The following is a 17,845-nucleotide window of genomic DNA, read 5'->3' as shown; positions in this document are numbered from 1 at the left end:
CAGGCGTGCGAACCTAACAATGCCGATGGAGGGGAGGGCACCTGAGGGTGCCCGCCCCTCTTTTGTGTGCTGTGCCGGGCGTGTTGTTCGCCTGCTGAGAAGGTGGCCGGGGCTTTGCAGAGTAGGGCGGTAAACGCCGCATTTTCGCTGGCATTTCGCGGCAGATGGGGGAGCGTTAGTTTGGGTTAGTTACCCGGTACGCAGCCTTTGGGTGAAATGTACCCAAAATATTTGTGAGCTGAGTCGCTAAAATCTCAGATTTGGGGCTCTGTGAGTGCGAGCTCACGCCGAATCCGATAGAGTAGAGACGAGAGAAATTCCCCGCGTCAATGATGTGTGTGCGCCGGGTGCGAGAGACGCCCATCGCACGTACCGGACACACAGGGGAAGGCTCCTCTAATGACCAAGCCGAGTGCACCAGTACTCGGCACCACTTCGAAGAAGAAGGACACCTGTGGACCTTTTCGAATACCAGGCGCGCGAGCTCTTCGCAAAGCACGGTGTACCCGTGCTCAAGGGCATTGTTGCGACCACCCCTGAAGAAGCAAAGGCAGCAGCTGAGGAAATTGGCGGCCTGACCGTTATTAAGGCTCAGGTTAAGACCGGTGGCCGTGGTAAGGCTGGCGGCGTTAAGCTCGCAAAGTCCCCCGAAGAAGCTTACGAGCACGCTAAGGCAATTCTCGGCATGGACATCAAGGGCCACACCGTTCACCGCGTGCTGGTCGCTGACGGCGCAGACATCGCCGAAGAATACTACTTCTCCCTCCTGCTGGACCGTGCAAACCGCTCCTACCTGGCAATGTGCTCGGTAGAAGGCGGTATGGAAATTGAGCAGCTCGCTGCTGAGCGCCCCGAGGCGCTGGCAAAGATCGAGGTTGACCCGCTGGTTGGCCTGGACCAGGCTAAGGCTGAGGAAATTGCTAAGGCAGCAGGTTTCTCCGCAGAACTGCAGGAGAAGGTTGTTCCCGTTCTCGTCAAGCTGGGCGAGGTCTACACCAAGGAAGACGCAACCCTGGTTGAGGTTAACCCCCTCGTTCTGACCCCTGAGGGTACCATCCTCGCCCTGGACGGCAAGGTCTCCCTCGACGACAACGCAGAATTCCGCCAGCCCGAGCACGAGGCTCTCGTGGACAAGTCCGCTGAGAACCCGCTGGAAGCTAAGGCAAAGCAGTTCGACCTGAACTACGTGAAGCTGGACGGCGAGGTCGGCATCGTTGGTAACGGTGCAGGTCTGGTTATGTCCACCCTGGACGTCGTTGCCTACGCTGGCGAGAACCACGGCAATGTCAAGCCCGCGAACTTCCTTGATATTGGTGGCGGCGCGTCCGCTGAGGTTATGGCTGCTGGCCTGGAAATCATTCTGGGTGACGAGCAGGTCAAGAGCGTTTTCGTGAACGTCTTCGGCGGCATCACCGCATGTGACGCAGTGGCAGACGGCATTGTGAAGGCTCTGGAGATTCTGGGCGATGCAGCAACCAAGCCTCTGGTTGTACGCCTGGACGGCAACAATGTTGCTGAGGGTCGCCGCATCCTCTCCGAGGCGAACCACCCGCTGGTTGTTCTGGCTGAGACCATGGACTCCGGCGCTGACAAGGCAGCAGAGCTCGCTCACAAGGCGTAATCGCCAGCAAAGGATTTCAAGGAAGTAATATGTCTATCTTTGTGAACAAGGACTCCAAGGTCATCGTTCAGGGCATCACCGGTGGCGAGGGTACCAAGCACACCGCACGCATGCTCGCAGCGGGCACCAACATTGTGGGCGGCGTGAACGCTCGCAAGGCTGGCACCACCGTCACCCATAAGGCGAAGGACGGCTCCGACATTGAGCTGAACGTGTTCGGTTCCGTGGCTGAGGCTATGGAGAAGACCGGTGCGAACGTTTCCATCGTCTTCGTTCCCCCGGCCTTCACCAAGGCAGCAGTTCTCGAGGCTATCGAGGCTAAGATCGGCCTTGTCGTCGTTATCACCGAGGGCGTTCCGGTTCAGGACTCTGCAGAGTTCTGGGCAGCTGCTAAGGCATCCGTGGACGAGAACGGCAAGCAGATTACCCGCATCATCGGCCCCAACTGCCCCGGCATCATCTCCCCCGAGGAGTGCCTGGTCGGTATTATCCCGGCGAACATTACCGGTAAGGGCAAGATTGGTCTGGTCTCCAAGTCCGGTACCCTGACCTACCAGCTGATGTACGAACTGTCCGATATTGGTTTCACCACCGCTATCGGTATTGGTGGCGACCCGATTATCGGCACCACCCACATCGACGCGCTGGAAGCTTTCGAAGCTGACCCCGAGACCGAAGCAATCGTCATGATTGGTGAGATTGGTGGTGACGCTGAGGAGCGTGCTGCAGAGTACATCAAGGCAAACGTGACCAAGCCCGTCGTTGGTTACATCGCAGGCTTCACCGCTCCTGAGGGTAAGACTATGGGCCACGCAGGCGCTATTGTCTCCGGTTCCTCCGGTACCGCTCAGGCGAAGAAGGAAGCTCTGGAAGCAGCAGGCGTGAAGGTCGGTAAGACCCCCTCCGAGGCTGCAAACCTGATGCGCGAAATCTTCGCAGCGAAGTAAACAGCATAAATAATGCGGCAGATGCCGGTAGCCCGTGAGGCTACCGGCATCTGTGCTTTAACAGTGAACTAAACAGGGACAGCGCGCCGAAAAATACTGGAGGTGCAGGGGGTGCGCCGGGGTTTCTTTGCGCTTAGGCTGTGGCATTTGCAGGGGAATGCAACACATGCATGAGCGGCTATATACACTTGTTGAAAGCTTATTGGGGGAGTTGCGACTAGGCAACCGTTGTACCAAATGCCAAACCCAGCAGGTAGGTGACAAACGCCGCGCCGAAACCAATTAGAATCTGACGGATACCGCGCTTGAGCGGGGAAGCACCTGACAGCAGACCCACCACGCCGCCGGTGAAGCCCAGAGCCGCACCCACAAACAGCAGAGACAGCACCATCGCGAACACACCCGAGAAACCGAAAATATAGGGCAGAATCGGGATCAACGCACCCGAAGCGAAGAACGCAAATGACGCAGCGGCGGCACCAATATCGGTGCCCAAAGCCACGTTCTCCTCACGATCCTCATCCTCGCGATGAGACAGTGACGGGTCGCAATCACAATCCAGGTATCCGAAACGCTCCATCGCGCGGTGATGCGCCGCCTCCGGCTCCATACCGCGGGCACGGTAAATAAGCTCCAGCTCGTTCGAATCCAAATCCAAATCGTGTGCAACACGCAGGGTCACCTGGGTTGGCTGGGATGCATCCAGTAGCTCACGCTGAGAACGCACTGACACGAACTCACCCGCCGCCATGGACAGTGCACCCGCCAGCAGGCCCGCGATACCCGAGAGCAGAACCATTGAGCTGGATGCGCCCGAGGCAGTAATACCCATAATCAGCGCCAGATTCGACACCAAACCGTCATTAGCGCCAAAAACCGCCGCACGGAAATTACCCGAAAGCTTCTCGCGACCGTTAGTCGCCAGGGCGCGAATAATCTCCTCGTGAATCGCCTCGTCAGCCGCCATTTCCTCGGTAGCGTCTGGGTCCTCAGCGTAGGGGGATCGGGACTCGGCGCGCTGAGCCATCGCCAGAATAAACACCGAACCAAAGTTCTTTGCCAGGAACTGCAATACCAGAGACTGAATGGACGGGCGCACGTGCACATTTGCGTGCTCACCGAGCATGTCACGCCAATGTTGCTGGTGACGCTTCTCTGCCTTAGCAACCTGCAGAAGGATTTCGCGATCGGTACCCTCTGCACGGCGAGCCAGGTAGCGGTAGATGCGCGCCTCCGACTCCTCATCGGCAAGGTAGCGGCGCCAACGCTTAATCTGCGCGGGGGAGGGGGAGGTGACGGCGCTATGGCGGGTGGTTCGCGAAGCTTCAGTGGTGGCGTTTTCCGGCTGAAGCTTTTCGGTTTCTTCGACGTGCTCGTGCTGGGCGTGCGTGCTCATAGTTCCCTTTCCGCTACTCATGCGGTACGTGTCGGGTTTGCCGGTTAGCAACCCGTTACGCCTTCAAGTCTGTGCGCTCTGTCATGAACAGTGAACCACTCTAGAGCACTCTGAACGGAAAATCTAGGACGGCCTAACCCGATAAACATGTTCGCCTCAACGTACTTTGCTGTACTACGTGGACGAGGAACGATGAGTGAACTCGGTGTATATTTCATGTGAAAAACCGGGCGGGTGCACCCTCCATAAGGAGAGTGCACCCGCCCGGTTTTGTGACTCTAAAAGCTGGCGCCTATATACCTTGCCGCCATAAGTAGGCTGTGGTTTAGACGCTACGACTTAGATGGTTGTAGCTTAGATGCTGCCTTCGCTGTTTTCCAGGAATGCGCGGATGAACCACTGGAACTTCTCCAGCTCAGCGGTCTGGCCAATCAGCAGATCCTCGGTGACGGGGTCGGACTCGCCTGCGAATGCAATCGCCTTGCGGTGAGCTTCAATCACGCGGGTGTAGACGTCGTTCAGGGCGCGCAGGTGAGCGGCGACGGGTGCGCGGCCAACTGCGTAGTCTTCAACGGTACGCTGTGCGACCAGTGCGCCAGCCAGGCCGTTGGGGGTTGCGCCCAGGGTTGCCATACGCTCTGCGATGGCGTCGACAAAATCGCGGACAGTATCGACCTGGGGGTCAATCATTTCGTGAACGGCGATGAAGCCGGGGCCGGTCACGTTCCAGTGAGCGTGCTTCAGCAGCAGGTGCAGGTCGTTCAGGTCGTGCAGACGTGCCTGGAGAACCTCGGAAATGCCCTTGCCTTCTTCAATGGTCAGGCCGGGTGCGGTGTAGTTTGCGAATGCCATGATGGTCTCCTTCATGATGCTGTGATGCTTGTGCTTCGGTGGGGTTTGTACCCCGCCGAATCATTATTATTGAGTAAATCATTTTAAGGAACTACTGTCAAGGTTATTTTGATTAATTCGTAATAAATCGTCATCTGTGTGTTGCGCCGACCTCAAGCCCTCGCTCAAAAGCCCCTGCTCAAATCCCCACGGCTTACCACCCAGGCATGCGCAAAGGGTAGGATGCACAGTATCTCGTATCGCGCATCCCATCCTTTATGGTGAAGCCTATTCAGTTTTCTGCAGAGCTTCCAATCTGCGAACCAAGCGGCTACGCCAGCGCGCGCACCGCCTCTAGGGTCAGTTCCTCATGTTTGAGGTGCACGGTGCCCAGCTCTGCTGGAACCTCCAGTTCACCCGGCACAACAATGACACGCATACCCGCCGCGGCCGCACTGCGCACACCCGAAGGCGAATCCTCAAGAGCCACGCACTGTGTCGGATTAACACCCAGGCGCTCGGCCGCCAAAAGATAAGGTTGCGGGTCCGGCTTGGGGTGTGTGGTTTCATCATTACCAATAACCGCTGAGAACGTACCCTCAGGTGCCGCATTTGCGGTGCGGCGAGCCACGGAGGTGGCTGCATTCGTGACGACTGCCGCCGGAATCTGCGCCTCGCGAACCTCCCAGAGGAAACGCTCAAGACCGGGCAGGAACTCGACCGGCTGGTGTGCCAGGGCATCGTGCACCTTGGTGACGAGTCGCTCGTTGATTTCTTCATCCGGTAGGTTTACACCGCGCTTACGTAGGCGGTCCAGGGTGAACTGCATGGATAGGCCCAGGCAGTCGAGGGTGTCCTGCGCAGTCCAGGCGCCGCCAAATTCTGCAGCGAGAGCAACCTTTGCGGCAGCCCATACGGGTTCGGTATCGACGAGGGTTCCGTCGTGGTCGAAGAGAATGGCGGCGGGAAAGATGTTCGTAGTCGTCATGCCATTAAGCCTACCGGTTTATTTCTGGGGTGAGCGTAGGGCAACGTCCCCAAGTGTCACCAAAAAATCCGTACCTGCGTTCTGGGGGTTCTTGGCGATAGTGAGCAGTGCATCAGCGACGTCCTCACGGGCAATCGTTGGGATGCCTGCAGTTCGCTCGACACTCGCCATGTCATATACCTTCACCCCACCCCTGCCGGGTTTATTGGTCAGCCTGCCCGGATGCGCATGTGAAATATACGGCTGATATTCGGCGACCAGGGCATCCGCCTTAACTCGGTCGGTGAAAATGCCGCGCATGATGACCTTGCATACTAGGCGCATGGGGAGTGATGCGGTCCGTACCGTATCGCCCACGCCGTATGCGCTCATCAGAACACAGTGCTTCACGCCTGCGCCCGCCACCGCCTCCATGATGAGAGGCAGACGATCCTGCATGAACGTGGAGGAGAGAAATTCTCGCACCGTGGCTTTCTGGCCCAAGATGCTAACCATCACGTCCTGCCCGGAGGATGCTACGGCGAGCTGCTCGGCGTCGTCCAGGGCTCCCGGAACGATAGTGAGATTGTGGTGCGCCCCCAAAAGCGCTAGGGCCTTGTTGGGGTTGCGTACGTAGGCGGTGACGGTGTGCCCGTCCTTCAGAGCTTTGCGGGTAAAGAGATAGCCGGTGCGGCCGGTTGCGCCTAGAACCAGTATTTTCATGTGGGTCCCCATTTCTGTCTGTGATTATTGTGGGAACTTGCAAGTACCCAATGTGGTCACTATAACAATAGGGCTTTTGGAAGGAGTTTATGGCTGGAGCCTGTGTTTTCGCCGCTTTATTCGTGCGAAGCGCCCATGGTTATTGCCGAAATTTTAATCTCCAAAACCCCGGTTAACCTATTGCGCAGAATAATTGAGTGTAGTAGACTCAAGTTATGTAATGCAGGGGCACATAGGATAAGCCCCCGAAATACGAAAGGAACATCATGGACAACAAGTTCACCACCAAGAGTCAAGAAGTCATCTCGGCGGCAAATACTAACGCTCAAACCGCCGGCAACCCCACTATTGAAACCGCGCACATCCTCAAGGCCCTCATGGACCAGCGTGAAGGCGTCGCCGTAGCAGTCCTCAAGGCTGCAGGTCTGGATGTGGACGCTATCTCTGAGGCAGCATCCGCTGAAATCAAGAAGCTGCCGAAGGCATCCGGTGCCTCCGTGCAGAACGCTTCCCTCAGCCGTGCCGCGCTCTCTGCTCTGCAGGCGGCACAGACCCGCGCCCAGGGCTTCGGAGATACCTACGTTTCTACCGAAATGATCCTGCTCGGCATTGCCAGCGGAACCGATAGCACTGCAACCGCAATGCACAAGCTCGGCGCTACCGCAGAGCTCATCGCGCGGACCATCCCCAACGTCCGAGGAGACCGCACCGTGGACACCCCCGACCCCGAGGGCACCTTCCAGGCGCTCGAAAAGTACGGCACCGATCTGACCGCCATTGCCCGCGCGGGCAAGCTCGACCCGGTCATCGGTCGTGACTCTGAGATTCGCCGCGTCGTGCAGGTGCTCTCCCGCCGCACCAAGAACAACCCCGTTCTGATTGGTGAGCCCGGCGTCGGTAAGACCGCCGTCGTGGAAGGCCTGGCACAGCGCATGGTTTCCGGCGACGTGCCCGAATCCCTGCGCGGCAAGACCCTCATCAGCCTGGACCTGGGCTCCATGGTCGCAGGCGCAAAGTACCGCGGCGAATTCGAGGAGCGCCTGAAGGCAGTCCTCGAAGAAATCAAGAAGTCCGAGGGTCAGATTGTGACCTTCATCGACGAGATTCACACCGTCGTCGGTGCTGGCGCATCCGAAGGTTCCATGGATGCAGGCAACATGCTCAAGCCCATGCTTGCCCGAGGCGAGTTGCGCCTGATTGGTGCCACCACCCTGGATGAGTACCGCGAGAACATCGAGAAGGACCCCGCCCTGGAGCGCCGCTTCCAGCAGGTGTACGTGGGCGAGCCCAGCGTAGATGACACCATCGGTATTCTGCGTGGCCTGAAGGAACGCTACGAGGCACACCACAAGGTGCAGATTGCTGACTCTGCACTGGTTGCAGCAGCAACCCTGTCCAACCGTTACATTCCCTCCCGTCAGCTGCCGGACAAGGCAATTGATCTGATCGATGAGGCCGCATCCCGCCTGCGCATGGAAATTGACTCCGCACCGGAGGAAATCGACCAGTTGCGCCGCGCCGTGGACCGCCTCACCATGGAGGAACTCGCGCTTGCCGGCGAAACCGATCCCGCATCCGTGGAGCGTCTGGAAGCGTTGCGCAAGGACATGGCAGACAAGAAAGAACAGCTTGACTCCCTCAACGCCCGTTGGGAAGCCGAGAAGGCGAACCTGAACCGCGTGGGTGACCTCAAGACTGAGATTGACGAGCTGCGCTCCCGCGCCGAGGTGGCACAGCGTGAAGGTAACCTTGCTGAGGCATCCCGCCTGCTCTACGGCGAGATTCCCGCAAAGCAAGCCGAACTGGAGGAAGCACAGCGTGCCGAGGACCGCGCTAAGAACGAATCCATGGTCTCCGAAGAGGTCACCGCAGACGATATCGCTGAGGTTATCTCCTCCTGGACCGGTATTCCTGCAGGTCGCATGATGCAGGGCGAATCTGAGAAGCTGCTCGAAATGGAGAAGCGCATCGGTGCCCGCCTGATTGGTCAGGAAGACGCAGTGGTAGCTGTCTCTGACGCTGTCCGCCGCGCCCGTGCTGGCATCTCCGACCCGGATCGCCCGATTGGTTCCTTCCTGTTCCTTGGCCCGACCGGTGTCGGTAAGACTGAGCTGGCTAAGGCACTGGCTGAGTTTCAGTTCGATGACGAGCGTGCCCTGGTACGCATCGACATGAGTGAATACTCTGAGAAGCACACTGTTTCTCGCTTGGTCGGCGCCCCTCCCGGATACGTTGGCCACGAAGAGGGCGGTCAGCTGACCGAGGCTGTACGCCGTCGCCCCTACTCGGTGGTCCTGCTCGACGAGGTTGAAAAGGCACATCCCGAGGTCTTCGACATCCTGCTGCAGGTGCTCGATGACGGCCGCCTGACCGATGGCCAGGGCCGCACCGTGGACTTCCGCAACGTCATCCTGATTCTGACCTCGAACCTCGGTTCGCAGTACCTGGTCAACCAAGACCTGCCCTTCGAAGAGCGCTCCGAGAAGGCGCTGGAGGTTGTGCACCAAGCATTCCGCCCCGAGTTCCTCAACCGACTGGACGACATCATCATGTTCCAGCCGCTGTCGGCTGAGAACCTGGGTCAGATCGTAGGCCTGCAGATCAAGAGCATGGCTAAGCGTCTGGAGGACCGCCGCCTGAGCCTGAACGTCACCCCCGCCGCCCTGGAGTGGCTGGGTAAGACCGGCTACGACCCGGCATTCGGTGCCCGCCCGCTGCGCCGCCTGGTACAGCGCGAGATTGGCGACCGCCTGGCTCGCGGCATCCTCTCCGGTGCTATCCACGACGGCGACACCGTGACCGTGGACGTGAACCCGGACGTTGCCAGCGACGGCCTGTCAGTGACCTCCGAGCGTGAGCAGAAGGCTGAGAACTAAGCTCAACCGGCTGGGTGGACTTAGCCTGTGGCTGAGTTTTGCACATTCGAAACCATAAAAAATAGGCTGTGGGGTACCCTCAAAGGGGGTGCCCCACAGCCGTTTAACGCACTAGAACCGCGCTGAACCGCACTAATACACAGAGCATTGAGGAGAAGAATGGACCGCTGGACTGACCACCAGAACTTCGCCGCCGCCGGTGAGCAACGCGAAGAAATTGCCTCCGTGCACCGTGCCGCAATCCGCTCGATTCAGCGCGTTGTCTCTGAGAACGCCACCCCGCACGACGAAGAATACGTATCCGCGGGTATTGCCGAGCTACTCAAGGCGGGCAAGGTTCTCGTGCTCACCGGCGCGGGAGTGAGCACCGAATCCGGTATCCCCGACTACCGCGGACCCGGCGGCTCCCTGCATGACCACCGCCCCATGACCTACCAGGAATTCCGCTACGATGACGCCGCCCGCCAACGCTACTGGGCGCGCTCCTACGTGGGCTGGCGCCGTATGCGCCGCGCCGAACCGAACCGCGCCCACTATGCGCTCGCCGAGCTGGAACAGCTGGGTGCCGTGAGCGGTGTGATTACGCAGAACGTGGATGGGCTGCACGCCCGTGCTGGAAGCCCTCGCCTACTGGCATTGCACGGCGACCTCTCCCGTATTGTGTGCCTGGACTGCGGGCAGGACGAGAGTCGCGAAAGCCTGGATACACGTCTGGACGCGGCGAACCCCGGCTACCTAGCGCACCTTGAAGATGAAGAGCTACGCGTGAACCCTGACGGTGATGTGGAGCTGGACGACCTCTATATCCGCGATTTTCAGATGGTGCCCTGCCTCGGCTGCAGTTCGACCCGCCTCAAGCCGGATGTGGTGTACTTTGGTGAGTCTGTGCCCGCCGAACGTAAGGTACGCAAGGATGCCATGCTCGCTGAATGTTCGGCGTTGCTGGTGGTGGGCTCCTCGGTTGCGGTCATGAGCAGCTACAAGATTGTGCTGGAGGCTCTGAGCGCCGGCAAGCCGGTCGCTGTCGTTAACGGCGGCCCCGGTCGTGCAGATGCGAAGGCTACCTACCTGTGGCGTACCGGCGTGGGCGAGGCGCTGGAACTCATGCTCGACGCCGTTGATGTTTAAGGTTGCCGAGGTTTAGGCAGCGCTGTTTCTATAGTGAATGCTGTTTCTCCAGCGAATATTACTGCACGTGCAACGACCCAAGGTTAAGTGCACGAAAATGCTATTTTGTGTTGCAAGTAATTGCACATAGCCTCTAGACAGGCGGCTAAACCCACCACGCGGGGATAAAATGATGGGATGGACATTCGACACACTATCACTCGCTTCGGTGCCACCGCCCTGATCGGTTGCGGTCTGGTAGTCACCGCAATCCCCGCAACTTTCGCTCAGAACGGTGAAGAGTCCGTCACCTACGTCTACGCCGACAAGGCGGCCTCCCATATTTCTGAGGTCTGGTACAAGGGCGAAGCCCTGAAGATTACCGGCGAAGGCTTCCTGACCCAGGACGGTACCTCCGGCTCCACCATCGCTATCAAGCTGAACAAGGGTACCGTCAAGATTGACGGCAAGGACTACCTGGAAGTTCAGGCTGATGAGAAGGGCAACTTCTCCGTCTCCATTCCCTGGCAGGACGACCTGGATGAGCGTATCTCCGTGGACGTCTACCTGCTCTCCGGATCCTTGAAGGATAACGACACCGCTCGCGGCGGCAAGGCAGCCACCGTGAAGATTGAGGCTCGTTCCGTTCAGGAAGCAACCCCCTCCGCTACCGCGTCTGCGAGCGCTTCTGCTTCGGCAACCGCTTCCGTGGTGGCTACCCCCTCCGCTTCTGTGGCGCCTTCCGCATCTGCTACCGCCTCGGCTTCTGGTGCTGATGAGGTCATTGCCTCCGTGGATGCAGAGATCAAGGACCGCGTGGATGGGAAGGCTTCTGCGACTGCTTCAGCGAGCCCCTCGGCTACCGCATCGGCTTCCGCTTCTGTGGTGGCTACCCCCTCCGCTTCGGCATCTGCTTCTGCTTCGGCTACTGAGTCGGCTTCTGCCTCGGCTGCTGCTGATAAGAACGCATCCGTTGCGAATGATGCGAAGGATCAGTCGGGTGATTCCACTTCCGCTACTGAACAGGTGACCGGTTCGGCTGAGAGCACTCGCTTCGCGAACTGCTCTGAGGTGGCGGCTGCTGGTCTGGCTCCTATCTCTTCGAGCCACCCGGACTTCCGCAAGCAGTTCGATACTGATAACAACGGTCTGGGCTGCGAGGTTATTAACAGTGAGGTCACTGACGGCGGTTCCTCCTCCAATATTTCTTCGGGTTCTTCTTCCCGCAACTCTGGCGGTCTGGACAACTTGGGTTCTTCCTCCGCTTCGACTAACTACACTTCTAGCCGCGCTCAGCGCTCTTCCCTTGCTAATACCGGTGCTTCCAATGCTTTTACCATTGCTGGTATGGGCCTGGTAGCTCTGGGTCTGGGTGTTGCTGGCGTGTCTGCTGTCCGTAACCGCAAGAACTCCTAAAACTATTACCGCTGCCCGGTGGTGAGTGAGGGTCCCTTCCCCCCGAATGCTCGAGTGTTTGGATGGAAGGGATTTTCGCGTTTAACGGGGTGGTTTTTGCTATTGGGTTGTGCTGATGGGGCGGGGTATGTACTTGTTATTCTCCTCAATGTTAGATTGAGACTTTAGGGGTGTACGACGGTGTAAAAGGCTTATATAGTTCAACCATGCCTTCAAGAAACCTTCAAAAAAATATATTTTGTGAGTTAGGTCATAACAAATTGGCTTCTTGGAGGCCGGTATCCTAAGCTTCGCTCGTTAGAATGGGGGCATGAGCATTCGAAACAACATCGCACGCATCGGCGCCACCGCACTCATCGGCTGTGGCCTCGTTGCTACTTCCGTCCCCGCAACCTTCGCTGTTGAAGGCAAGCCTCAGGTCGTCCACACCTACGCAGACTCTGCACAGTTCATTGCCCCCGACGTATGGGTTGAGGGCGAAGGTCTGAACATTGGCGGCGAAGGCTTCAAGACCGCTGATGGCACCTCCGGTTCCGTTCTGGCACTAAAGCTGAACAAGGGCGCCGTTAAGATTAACGGCCAGGACTACCTGGAAATCCACGCTGACGAGAACGGTAACTTCTCCGTTACCATTCCCTGGCAAGCAGAACTGCACGGCAGTGTTTCCGTTGACATTTACCTGCTGTCCGGCTCCCTAAAGGACGGCGACGTTCCCCGCGGCGGTAAGGCAGCTACCGTGACCATTAAGGTTGCAGAGCAGCCCGCTCCCGCACCTAGCGAAGAGTCCACCCCGGCTCCTTCCGAGAACCCGACCCCGGCTCCCACTGCTGAGCCGACCACCGAGCCCAGCGCTGAGGCATCCGAGTCTGCATCTTCTGAGGCAACTAAGCCTGCCGAAGAGCAGAAGTCTGACGAGGCTACTCAGCCCTCCGCAAAGGACGAGAAGACCTACAAGTACCAGAACTGTGCTGACGTATGGGCAGATCGTGGTACCTCTATTTTCAAGGGTGATCCGGACTTCCGCGAGAAGTTCGATGCTGATGGCGACGACGAAGGTTGCGAAGAGCAGCCGAACTACGAGAACTCCACCTCTGATCACGTTGGCATGAGCTCCAACTCCAATGACGACCTGGGTTCTGGTTCCTCCAACGCATCCTCCAAGGGCTCTTCTTCCCTGGCTAAGACCGGTGCATCCGATGCGATGACCGCTGCTGGTCTGGGTCTGATTGCTCTGGGTGCTGGTGGCGCGACTATCGTGGCAACCCGCATGCGTAAGAAGGCATAATAACGCCTAGTTGCTAAGTTTTTAGCTGCTTTTATGGGCTCCCTCCGTATCGGAGGGAGCCCATTTTTATACCCTTTTCGCTGAGTACAAACAAAAACAGGTCACGTTTTCATCACATGTATTGGGGGGCTCAGACCGGGGGTATTTTCTGAGAGTTGTAACACTTAACTCTAAGTTAATGCAAACACAGCAAAAACATAGCTTCAACCGGGAGTCTAGAGATTACAAAGAACGCACAGCTTGGAGCTGAAGAACAGACAGCAAAAAGCGCCGCAAACATCACGACACGACGTCTGGAGCGTCCAATGACTATTTTGACCATGGCGATTGCCGATGCCATAGCCATCGCAGCCCTCTGCACCCTCTACATGGCGCGGCACCGCAACCGCGAACTAATGATTTCTTACGCGGTCATCAACGCCGGCATCTTCACCGTCTCGGTGGCGCTGGTATCTGCCGGCTCGAATGCATCCGCTATGGGCATGGGTCTCTTCGGTGTCTTGTCGATTATCCGATTGCGTTCCACCGCCCTGAGCCAGCGCGAGGTGGGTTACTACTTCGTAGCCCTCTCGGTCGGCATGATCGCCGGTGTGAACATCAGCCCGGCGTACATCGCCTTCGGTCTCATGGCTACCCTGGTCGCCCTGATTGCGATTCTCGACTCGCGTAGCACCCCGATCTCTACCGACCAGACTCAGACTGTCACCGCCGATCGTGCGATTAGCGACGAGGAAGAGCTCAAAGCATACCTGAGCGCTCGCCTGGGTTACACCGTCACCTCGCTGAAAATCACCGAGCTGGACATGGTGAACAACCTGACCCGCGCCACCGTCACCTACCAGCCTAAGGAAACCACCGAGGGCGGCACCCATGCAGCGGTGGAGGCGGCACAGGCTCACGTAGCACCCATCTCGGCAGTAGCTCACCCAGCAGCACCGCAGATGACCGCAACCCGCCAGCCTGTAGCACCCACCGCTGAGGCGCACGCCACGCTGGACACTCGGATGATTCCCCTACAGCGCACCCCGGTAGGTAAGTAAAACCAGCCAGTACAAAAGCCTCCGATTCACTCATACTGCACGACAGCCCTAATACCCCCATCACGACCAGCTACCTCGAACGCACCGAGGCGGCACCCCCAGAAGGACGAAGACCCATGACTAACGCAGCCGCAAATATCATCCCCGCCGAGTGGAAGAGTATCAGCCTCGAAGCCATGAACGAGCAGGCAGCCATGCAGACCCGTGTGGACCGCAAGTACATTGTCGAGGCAGAAACCGCAGCCAAGGTACTCTCCACGCTTGACGCAGGAGCCTCCGTCATGGAAATCGATGACCAGCGCGACTTCGCCTACGAATCGGTCTACTTCGACACTCCGCAGATGCAGAGCTACCATTCGGCAGCGTACAGCCGCCCGGACACCTTCAAGATTCGTACCCGTAGCTACCTGGACTCGGAACTGACCTTCTTAGAGGTCAAGACAGACGGTGAGCAGGATATGACCGTCAAGAAGCGTATCCCGTATACCTTCGAGAACCGCGATACGCTCACCGCCGAAGGCCACGAGTACATCACCGCAGCGCTCGGCGATATCCTTGCGGGCCCCGTGCACAAGCTGGAGGCGGTTCTGACCACCGGCTACCGCCGTACCACGGTCTTCCTGCCGCAGAGCGAGAAGAACCCCGTCGCCTCCCGTATGACGGTAGATAACGCCCTGACCTGGACACCTCTGTCTGAGAACATCCTCATGGCGGGCGTGAACTACCGCAACTACCACGGTAACCTGGTTGGCACCACCTACGGCCTGCCGAACGCGGTCATCATTGAAACCAAGTCCGGTGTGGAGCCCTCTGTGGCAGACCAGCATCTTTGGGATGCGGGCATCACCCCCACGAAGATTTCCAAGTTTGCAACCGGTATGGCGGTGCTAAACCCGCAGCTGGCAAGCAACAAGTGGGAAGAAACCATCAAGAATTGGATGCACCTGGAACCGGTCAACGGTACCCGCCTCAACGTGGATGACATGACCGAAGAGGATTACCAGAAGCTGCTGACCGAGGGTTTCGCAGCCGCATAAAACGGCAACCTCGCTAAAACGGCAATGTGGGAGGTGCGGGTAGGGTAGCGCACCTACCTTACCCGCACCTCCAGCCACCAATCCTCTAAACCGCGTATCTAACCCCGAACCAAATACAACACCGGCTTTATCACCCCACACAGGCAATAACCGCTCTCACACATATTCACATTTCACATACGTCTTACCCCTGTGGCGTTGGCTCTACGTGAGTAGTCACCCAAACACAAAGGAAAACCCATGAAAAAGAGCAATATGATTAAGAGCGCAACCTCCTTGACTCTCCTGTCAGCCCTGGCGTTGAGCGGCTGCTCGGCAAACTTGGCATCGACCGCTAGTGCAGCGAGCGCAACCACTACCTCCGCTTCGAGCACTTCGGACACCACCTCGAAGGTGGCGGACTCCTTCTCTACCGACGTGAAGAGCGGCGAGAAGCTCGTCGAGGACACTCACTACTCTGCAAAGGACGTCACCTGGGATTCCTCCAGCGAAGTTACTATCAATCTTTCTAACCCGACTGCGATCGACGGCGTGACCGTAAGCGACGGCGTCATCACCATCACCAAGGCGGGCAACTACAAGCTCATCGGTACCTACGAGGGCCAGATCAAGGTTGAGGCAGCCGACAGCGACATGGTCCGCCTGGTCCTGAAGAATGCGACGATTACCAATTCCACTGGTGCAGCTATCAATGTGGTTGAGGCGGACGAGGTCGTTATCTACACCGCCTCGGGTACCACCAACACCGTCTCTGACGGCTCCTCCTACGCGGATACCGCCAGCGGTAGCCCCGACGCAGCTATCTACTCCAAGAGTGACCTGACCCTGGCGGGCGAAGGCACCCTGAAGGTTGAAGGTAAGTATGAAGAGGGTATCCACACCTCTGACGGCCTGGTCATTGCCTCCGGTACCCTGGAAGTGAACGCGGCAAACACCGGCATCAAGGGTAAGGATTACGTCGATATCCTGGACGGTACCGTCACCGTAACCGCAAGTCAGGACGGCATCAAGGCAACCAATAATACCGATGGCAACCGTGGCTGGGTACGCCTGAGCGGTGGTACCGTGAACATCTCTGCAGATGATGATGGTTTCAAGGCTGAGCGCGTGCTTGAAATCTCTGGTGGGACCCTGAACATTAACCAGGCGAACGAGGGTATTGAGGGGCAGTACATCAACATCCTGGACGGCACCGTGAACGTGACCAGCTCCGATGACGGTATCAATGCCTCGTACAGTACCACCTCGACCAGCACCGAGTCGGCTTCGACCTCCACCACGCAGACCGCCCAGCGTAACCAGGCTGCACAGGGAAATACGGGACAGGGTAATGCGGCACAGGGTGGTCAGCCCCCGGCTGGCGGTGGCGCAGGCGGCACCTTCGAGGTGGTTGATGCAACCATCAACATCTCCGGCGGTACGGTCACCGTGAACGCGAAGGGCGACGGCATCGATTCCAACGGTACGGCAACCCTCTCCGGTGGCACCGTGATTGTCTACGGCCCCTTCACCGGTGGTAACACCTCCCTGGATACCAATGGCGACCTGCTGCTCAACGGCGCGACCGTGACCGCGGCTAACTCCGGTGACATGTTCGAGGCGCCCTCGACCAACTCCACCAGCGGCTACCTGAAGATTAGCAATGTATCGAACCTGAGCGCCGGCACCACCGTACAGGTGACCGACTCCTCCGGTAACGTGGTGGCGAACTACAAGGTGACTAACTCCAGCACCGCACTGATCGTGGTCTCCAGCTCCAAGATCACTAAGGGCGAGAGCTACACCGTGTACACCACCACCGATAGCGTGGATGTCTCCAGCACCACCCTGGCTTCTAACGCCACCTTGCTGGGCTCCTTCACCGCAAGCTAAACGGCAGGAGTGCCCCTCAAGCCCCGTGCTGGATGTCATGACCGGCACGGTACCTTCTCTGAACCCGGTTTTGTGAGTGAGCCGGTAGGATAGGCACTCGCCCCGCATTGGTTGTAGCGATACGCCCGGTGCGGGGCTCTGTGGCGTCTGGGGTAAAAAGCCGCGGGTGCAAAATAAAACGGTTGTTCCGGTGCGAAGAAGTGCTCTGATACGCAAAATAGGTGCCGCTGAGCGAGACATTCAGGGCTGAAACAGGGTACTCTATAGTGTAGTAAAGACTGTTGAACGATCCGAGAGCGATGCGCTGCACGTGCTGTTCGCCTCGGACAGGATGAAAGAGGGGGTCACGCCATGGGGCGCGGCCGTCAGAAGGCTAAAGCAACAAGGCAGGCTCGGGAGATGAAGTACTTCAGCCCCGAGACCGACTACAGCGCACTCGAGCGCGAGCTCAGCAGCGCGAAGAAAACGAAGTCCTCCGATTCGTCCCGCCGTCGCTATGACGACGAGGACGACTACTCGGCATACGCAGAAAAGTACGCGTCCTACGAGGATGAGGCATAAAGAATACGCGGAATGATTCGGTGCATATCGACCGAGCGTATTTCATAGTTGATGAACCGGCTTGAGACCCCACACGGGGTGCTCAGCCGGTTTTTTCGTGCCCGCAGTTTGTGCGGATGCACCCGGGTGTGTGCGAAGGCAGGCTGCCGACGGGGGGGTCTTAACT

At 58.3% G+C, this 17,845-nt stretch carries 14 protein-coding genes; 10 read left to right on the top strand and 4 right to left on the bottom strand.

All coding sequences use genetic code 11. The features are described 5' to 3' along the window. Positions 1 to 454 precede the first annotated feature (454 nt). Together sucC and sucD are read left to right on the top strand one after the other, a co-directional pair. Positions 455 to 1,621 carry an ADP-forming succinate--CoA ligase subunit beta gene (sucC, locus tag QFX05_RS03380; RefSeq protein WP_005504561.1) on the top strand — a complete coding sequence of 389 codons (1,167 nt, stop codon included), beginning with the start codon at positions 455 to 457 and terminating at the stop codon, positions 1,619 to 1,621. Between the two features lie 29 nt (positions 1,622 to 1,650). Beyond that, positions 1,651 to 2,568: a succinate--CoA ligase subunit alpha gene (sucD, locus tag QFX05_RS03375; RefSeq protein ID WP_005504562.1), complete on the top strand. Its 918-nt coding sequence runs from the start codon at positions 1,651 to 1,653 to the stop codon at positions 2,566 to 2,568. 217 nt (positions 2,569 to 2,785) lie between these two features. On the opposite strand, the gene QFX05_RS03370 is transcribed toward sucD, so the two are convergent. From QFX05_RS03370 to QFX05_RS03355, 4 genes are all read right to left on the bottom strand, one after another. Next, positions 2,786 to 3,964: a VIT1/CCC1 transporter family protein gene (locus QFX05_RS03370; protein ID WP_279740930.1), complete on the bottom strand. Its 1,179-nt coding sequence runs from the start codon at positions 3,962 to 3,964 to the stop codon at positions 2,786 to 2,788. A gap of 354 nt (positions 3,965 to 4,318) precedes the next feature. Beyond that, positions 4,319 to 4,816: a Dps family protein gene (locus QFX05_RS03365; RefSeq protein ID WP_279740927.1), complete on the bottom strand. Its 498-nt coding sequence runs from the start codon at positions 4,814 to 4,816 to the stop codon at positions 4,319 to 4,321. A gap of 310 nt (positions 4,817 to 5,126) precedes the next feature. After that, positions 5,127 to 5,783, bottom strand: coding sequence for an HAD family hydrolase (locus QFX05_RS03360; protein ID WP_279740924.1), 657 nt, complete (start codon positions 5,781 to 5,783; stop codon positions 5,127 to 5,129). An 18-nt stretch (positions 5,784 to 5,801) separates the two neighbouring features. Continuing rightward, positions 5,802 to 6,485, bottom strand: coding sequence for an NAD(P)-dependent oxidoreductase (locus tag QFX05_RS03355; RefSeq protein WP_279740922.1), 684 nt, complete (start codon positions 6,483 to 6,485; stop codon positions 5,802 to 5,804). A 266-nt stretch (positions 6,486 to 6,751) separates the two neighbouring features. Here QFX05_RS03355 and clpB point away from each other — a divergent pair, with 266 nt between their 5' ends. The 8 genes from clpB (at position 6,752) to QFX05_RS03315 (ending at position 17,679) form a co-directional block, all read left to right on the top strand. Continuing rightward, on the top strand, positions 6,752 to 9,361 hold the full coding sequence (gene clpB / locus QFX05_RS03350) for an ATP-dependent chaperone ClpB (protein WP_279740920.1): 2,610 nt from the start codon (positions 6,752 to 6,754) through the stop codon (positions 9,359 to 9,361). Positions 9,362 to 9,520: 159 nt separating this feature from the next. Continuing rightward, positions 9,521 to 10,489 (top strand): Sir2 family NAD-dependent protein deacetylase, encoded by a 969-nt coding sequence (locus tag QFX05_RS03345; RefSeq protein WP_279740919.1) that lies wholly within the window; start codon positions 9,521 to 9,523, stop codon positions 10,487 to 10,489. Between the two features lie 177 nt (positions 10,490 to 10,666). Continuing rightward, positions 10,667 to 11,884 (top strand): excalibur calcium-binding domain-containing protein, encoded by a 1,218-nt coding sequence (locus QFX05_RS03340; RefSeq protein ID WP_279740918.1) that lies wholly within the window; start codon positions 10,667 to 10,669, stop codon positions 11,882 to 11,884. 310 nt (positions 11,885 to 12,194) lie between these two features. Further along, entirely contained in the window at positions 12,195 to 13,169 is a 975-nt protein-coding gene (locus tag QFX05_RS03335; protein WP_279740916.1) for an excalibur calcium-binding domain-containing protein, read from the top strand. A gap of 305 nt (positions 13,170 to 13,474) precedes the next feature. Then, positions 13,475 to 14,209 (top strand): DUF4956 domain-containing protein, encoded by a 735-nt coding sequence (locus QFX05_RS03330; protein ID WP_279740914.1) that lies wholly within the window; start codon positions 13,475 to 13,477, stop codon positions 14,207 to 14,209. Positions 14,210 to 14,325: 116 nt separating this feature from the next. Next, positions 14,326 to 15,246, top strand: a complete 921-nt coding sequence (locus QFX05_RS03325) for a polyphosphate polymerase domain-containing protein (RefSeq protein ID WP_279740913.1) — start codon at positions 14,326 to 14,328, stop codon at positions 15,244 to 15,246. Positions 15,247 to 15,486: 240 nt separating this feature from the next. Beyond that, on the top strand, positions 15,487 to 17,118 hold the full coding sequence (locus tag QFX05_RS03320; RefSeq protein ID WP_279740911.1) for a carbohydrate-binding domain-containing protein: 1,632 nt from the start codon (positions 15,487 to 15,489) through the stop codon (positions 17,116 to 17,118). A 351-nt stretch (positions 17,119 to 17,469) separates the two neighbouring features. Further along, complete coding sequence (locus QFX05_RS03315; RefSeq protein WP_005504588.1) at positions 17,470 to 17,679, top strand: DUF3073 domain-containing protein; 210 nt, start codon at positions 17,470 to 17,472, stop codon at positions 17,677 to 17,679. The last annotated feature ends 166 nt before the right edge of the window (positions 17,680 to 17,845 follow it).

This window comes from Rothia similimucilaginosa (assembly GCF_029850875.1).
Lineage (GTDB): Bacteria > Actinomycetota > Actinomycetes > Actinomycetales > Micrococcaceae > Rothia.
Note: the sequence above shows the minus strand (reverse complement) of the source record. Positions and strands in the feature narration are given on the sequence as shown.

What these genes read in the sequence shown, in the direction of transcription:
- sucD (WP_005504562.1), top strand. Translation starts at nt 1,651, where the DNA reads ATGTCTATCTTTGTGAACAAGGACTCCAAGGTCATCGTTCAGGGCATC.
- QFX05_RS03345 (WP_279740919.1), top strand. Translation starts at nt 9,521, where the DNA reads ATGGACCGCTGGACTGACCACCAGAACTTCGCCGCCGCCGGTGAGCAA.
- QFX05_RS03340 (WP_279740918.1), top strand. Translation starts at nt 10,667, where the DNA reads ATGGACATTCGACACACTATCACTCGCTTCGGTGCCACCGCCCTGATC.
- QFX05_RS03330 (WP_279740914.1), top strand. Translation starts at nt 13,475, where the DNA reads ATGACTATTTTGACCATGGCGATTGCCGATGCCATAGCCATCGCAGCC.
- QFX05_RS03320 (WP_279740911.1), top strand. Translation starts at nt 15,487, where the DNA reads ATGAAAAAGAGCAATATGATTAAGAGCGCAACCTCCTTGACTCTCCTG.
- QFX05_RS03360 (WP_279740924.1), bottom strand. Translation starts at nt 5,783, where the DNA reads ATGACGACTACGAACATCTTTCCCGCCGCCATTCTCTTCGACCACGAC.
- QFX05_RS03315 (WP_005504588.1), top strand. Translation starts at nt 17,470, where the DNA reads ATGGGGCGCGGCCGTCAGAAGGCTAAAGCAACAAGGCAGGCTCGGGAG.
- QFX05_RS03335 (WP_279740916.1), top strand. Translation starts at nt 12,195, where the DNA reads ATGAGCATTCGAAACAACATCGCACGCATCGGCGCCACCGCACTCATC.
- clpB (WP_279740920.1), top strand. Translation starts at nt 6,752, where the DNA reads ATGGACAACAAGTTCACCACCAAGAGTCAAGAAGTCATCTCGGCGGCA.
- QFX05_RS03355 (WP_279740922.1), bottom strand. Translation starts at nt 6,485, where the DNA reads ATGAAAATACTGGTTCTAGGCGCAACCGGCCGCACCGGCTATCTCTTT.
- QFX05_RS03325 (WP_279740913.1), top strand. Translation starts at nt 14,326, where the DNA reads ATGACTAACGCAGCCGCAAATATCATCCCCGCCGAGTGGAAGAGTATC.
- QFX05_RS03370 (WP_279740930.1), bottom strand. Translation starts at nt 3,964, where the DNA reads ATGAGCACGCACGCCCAGCACGAGCACGTCGAAGAAACCGAAAAGCTT.
- QFX05_RS03365 (WP_279740927.1), bottom strand. Translation starts at nt 4,816, where the DNA reads ATGGCATTCGCAAACTACACCGCACCCGGCCTGACCATTGAAGAAGGC.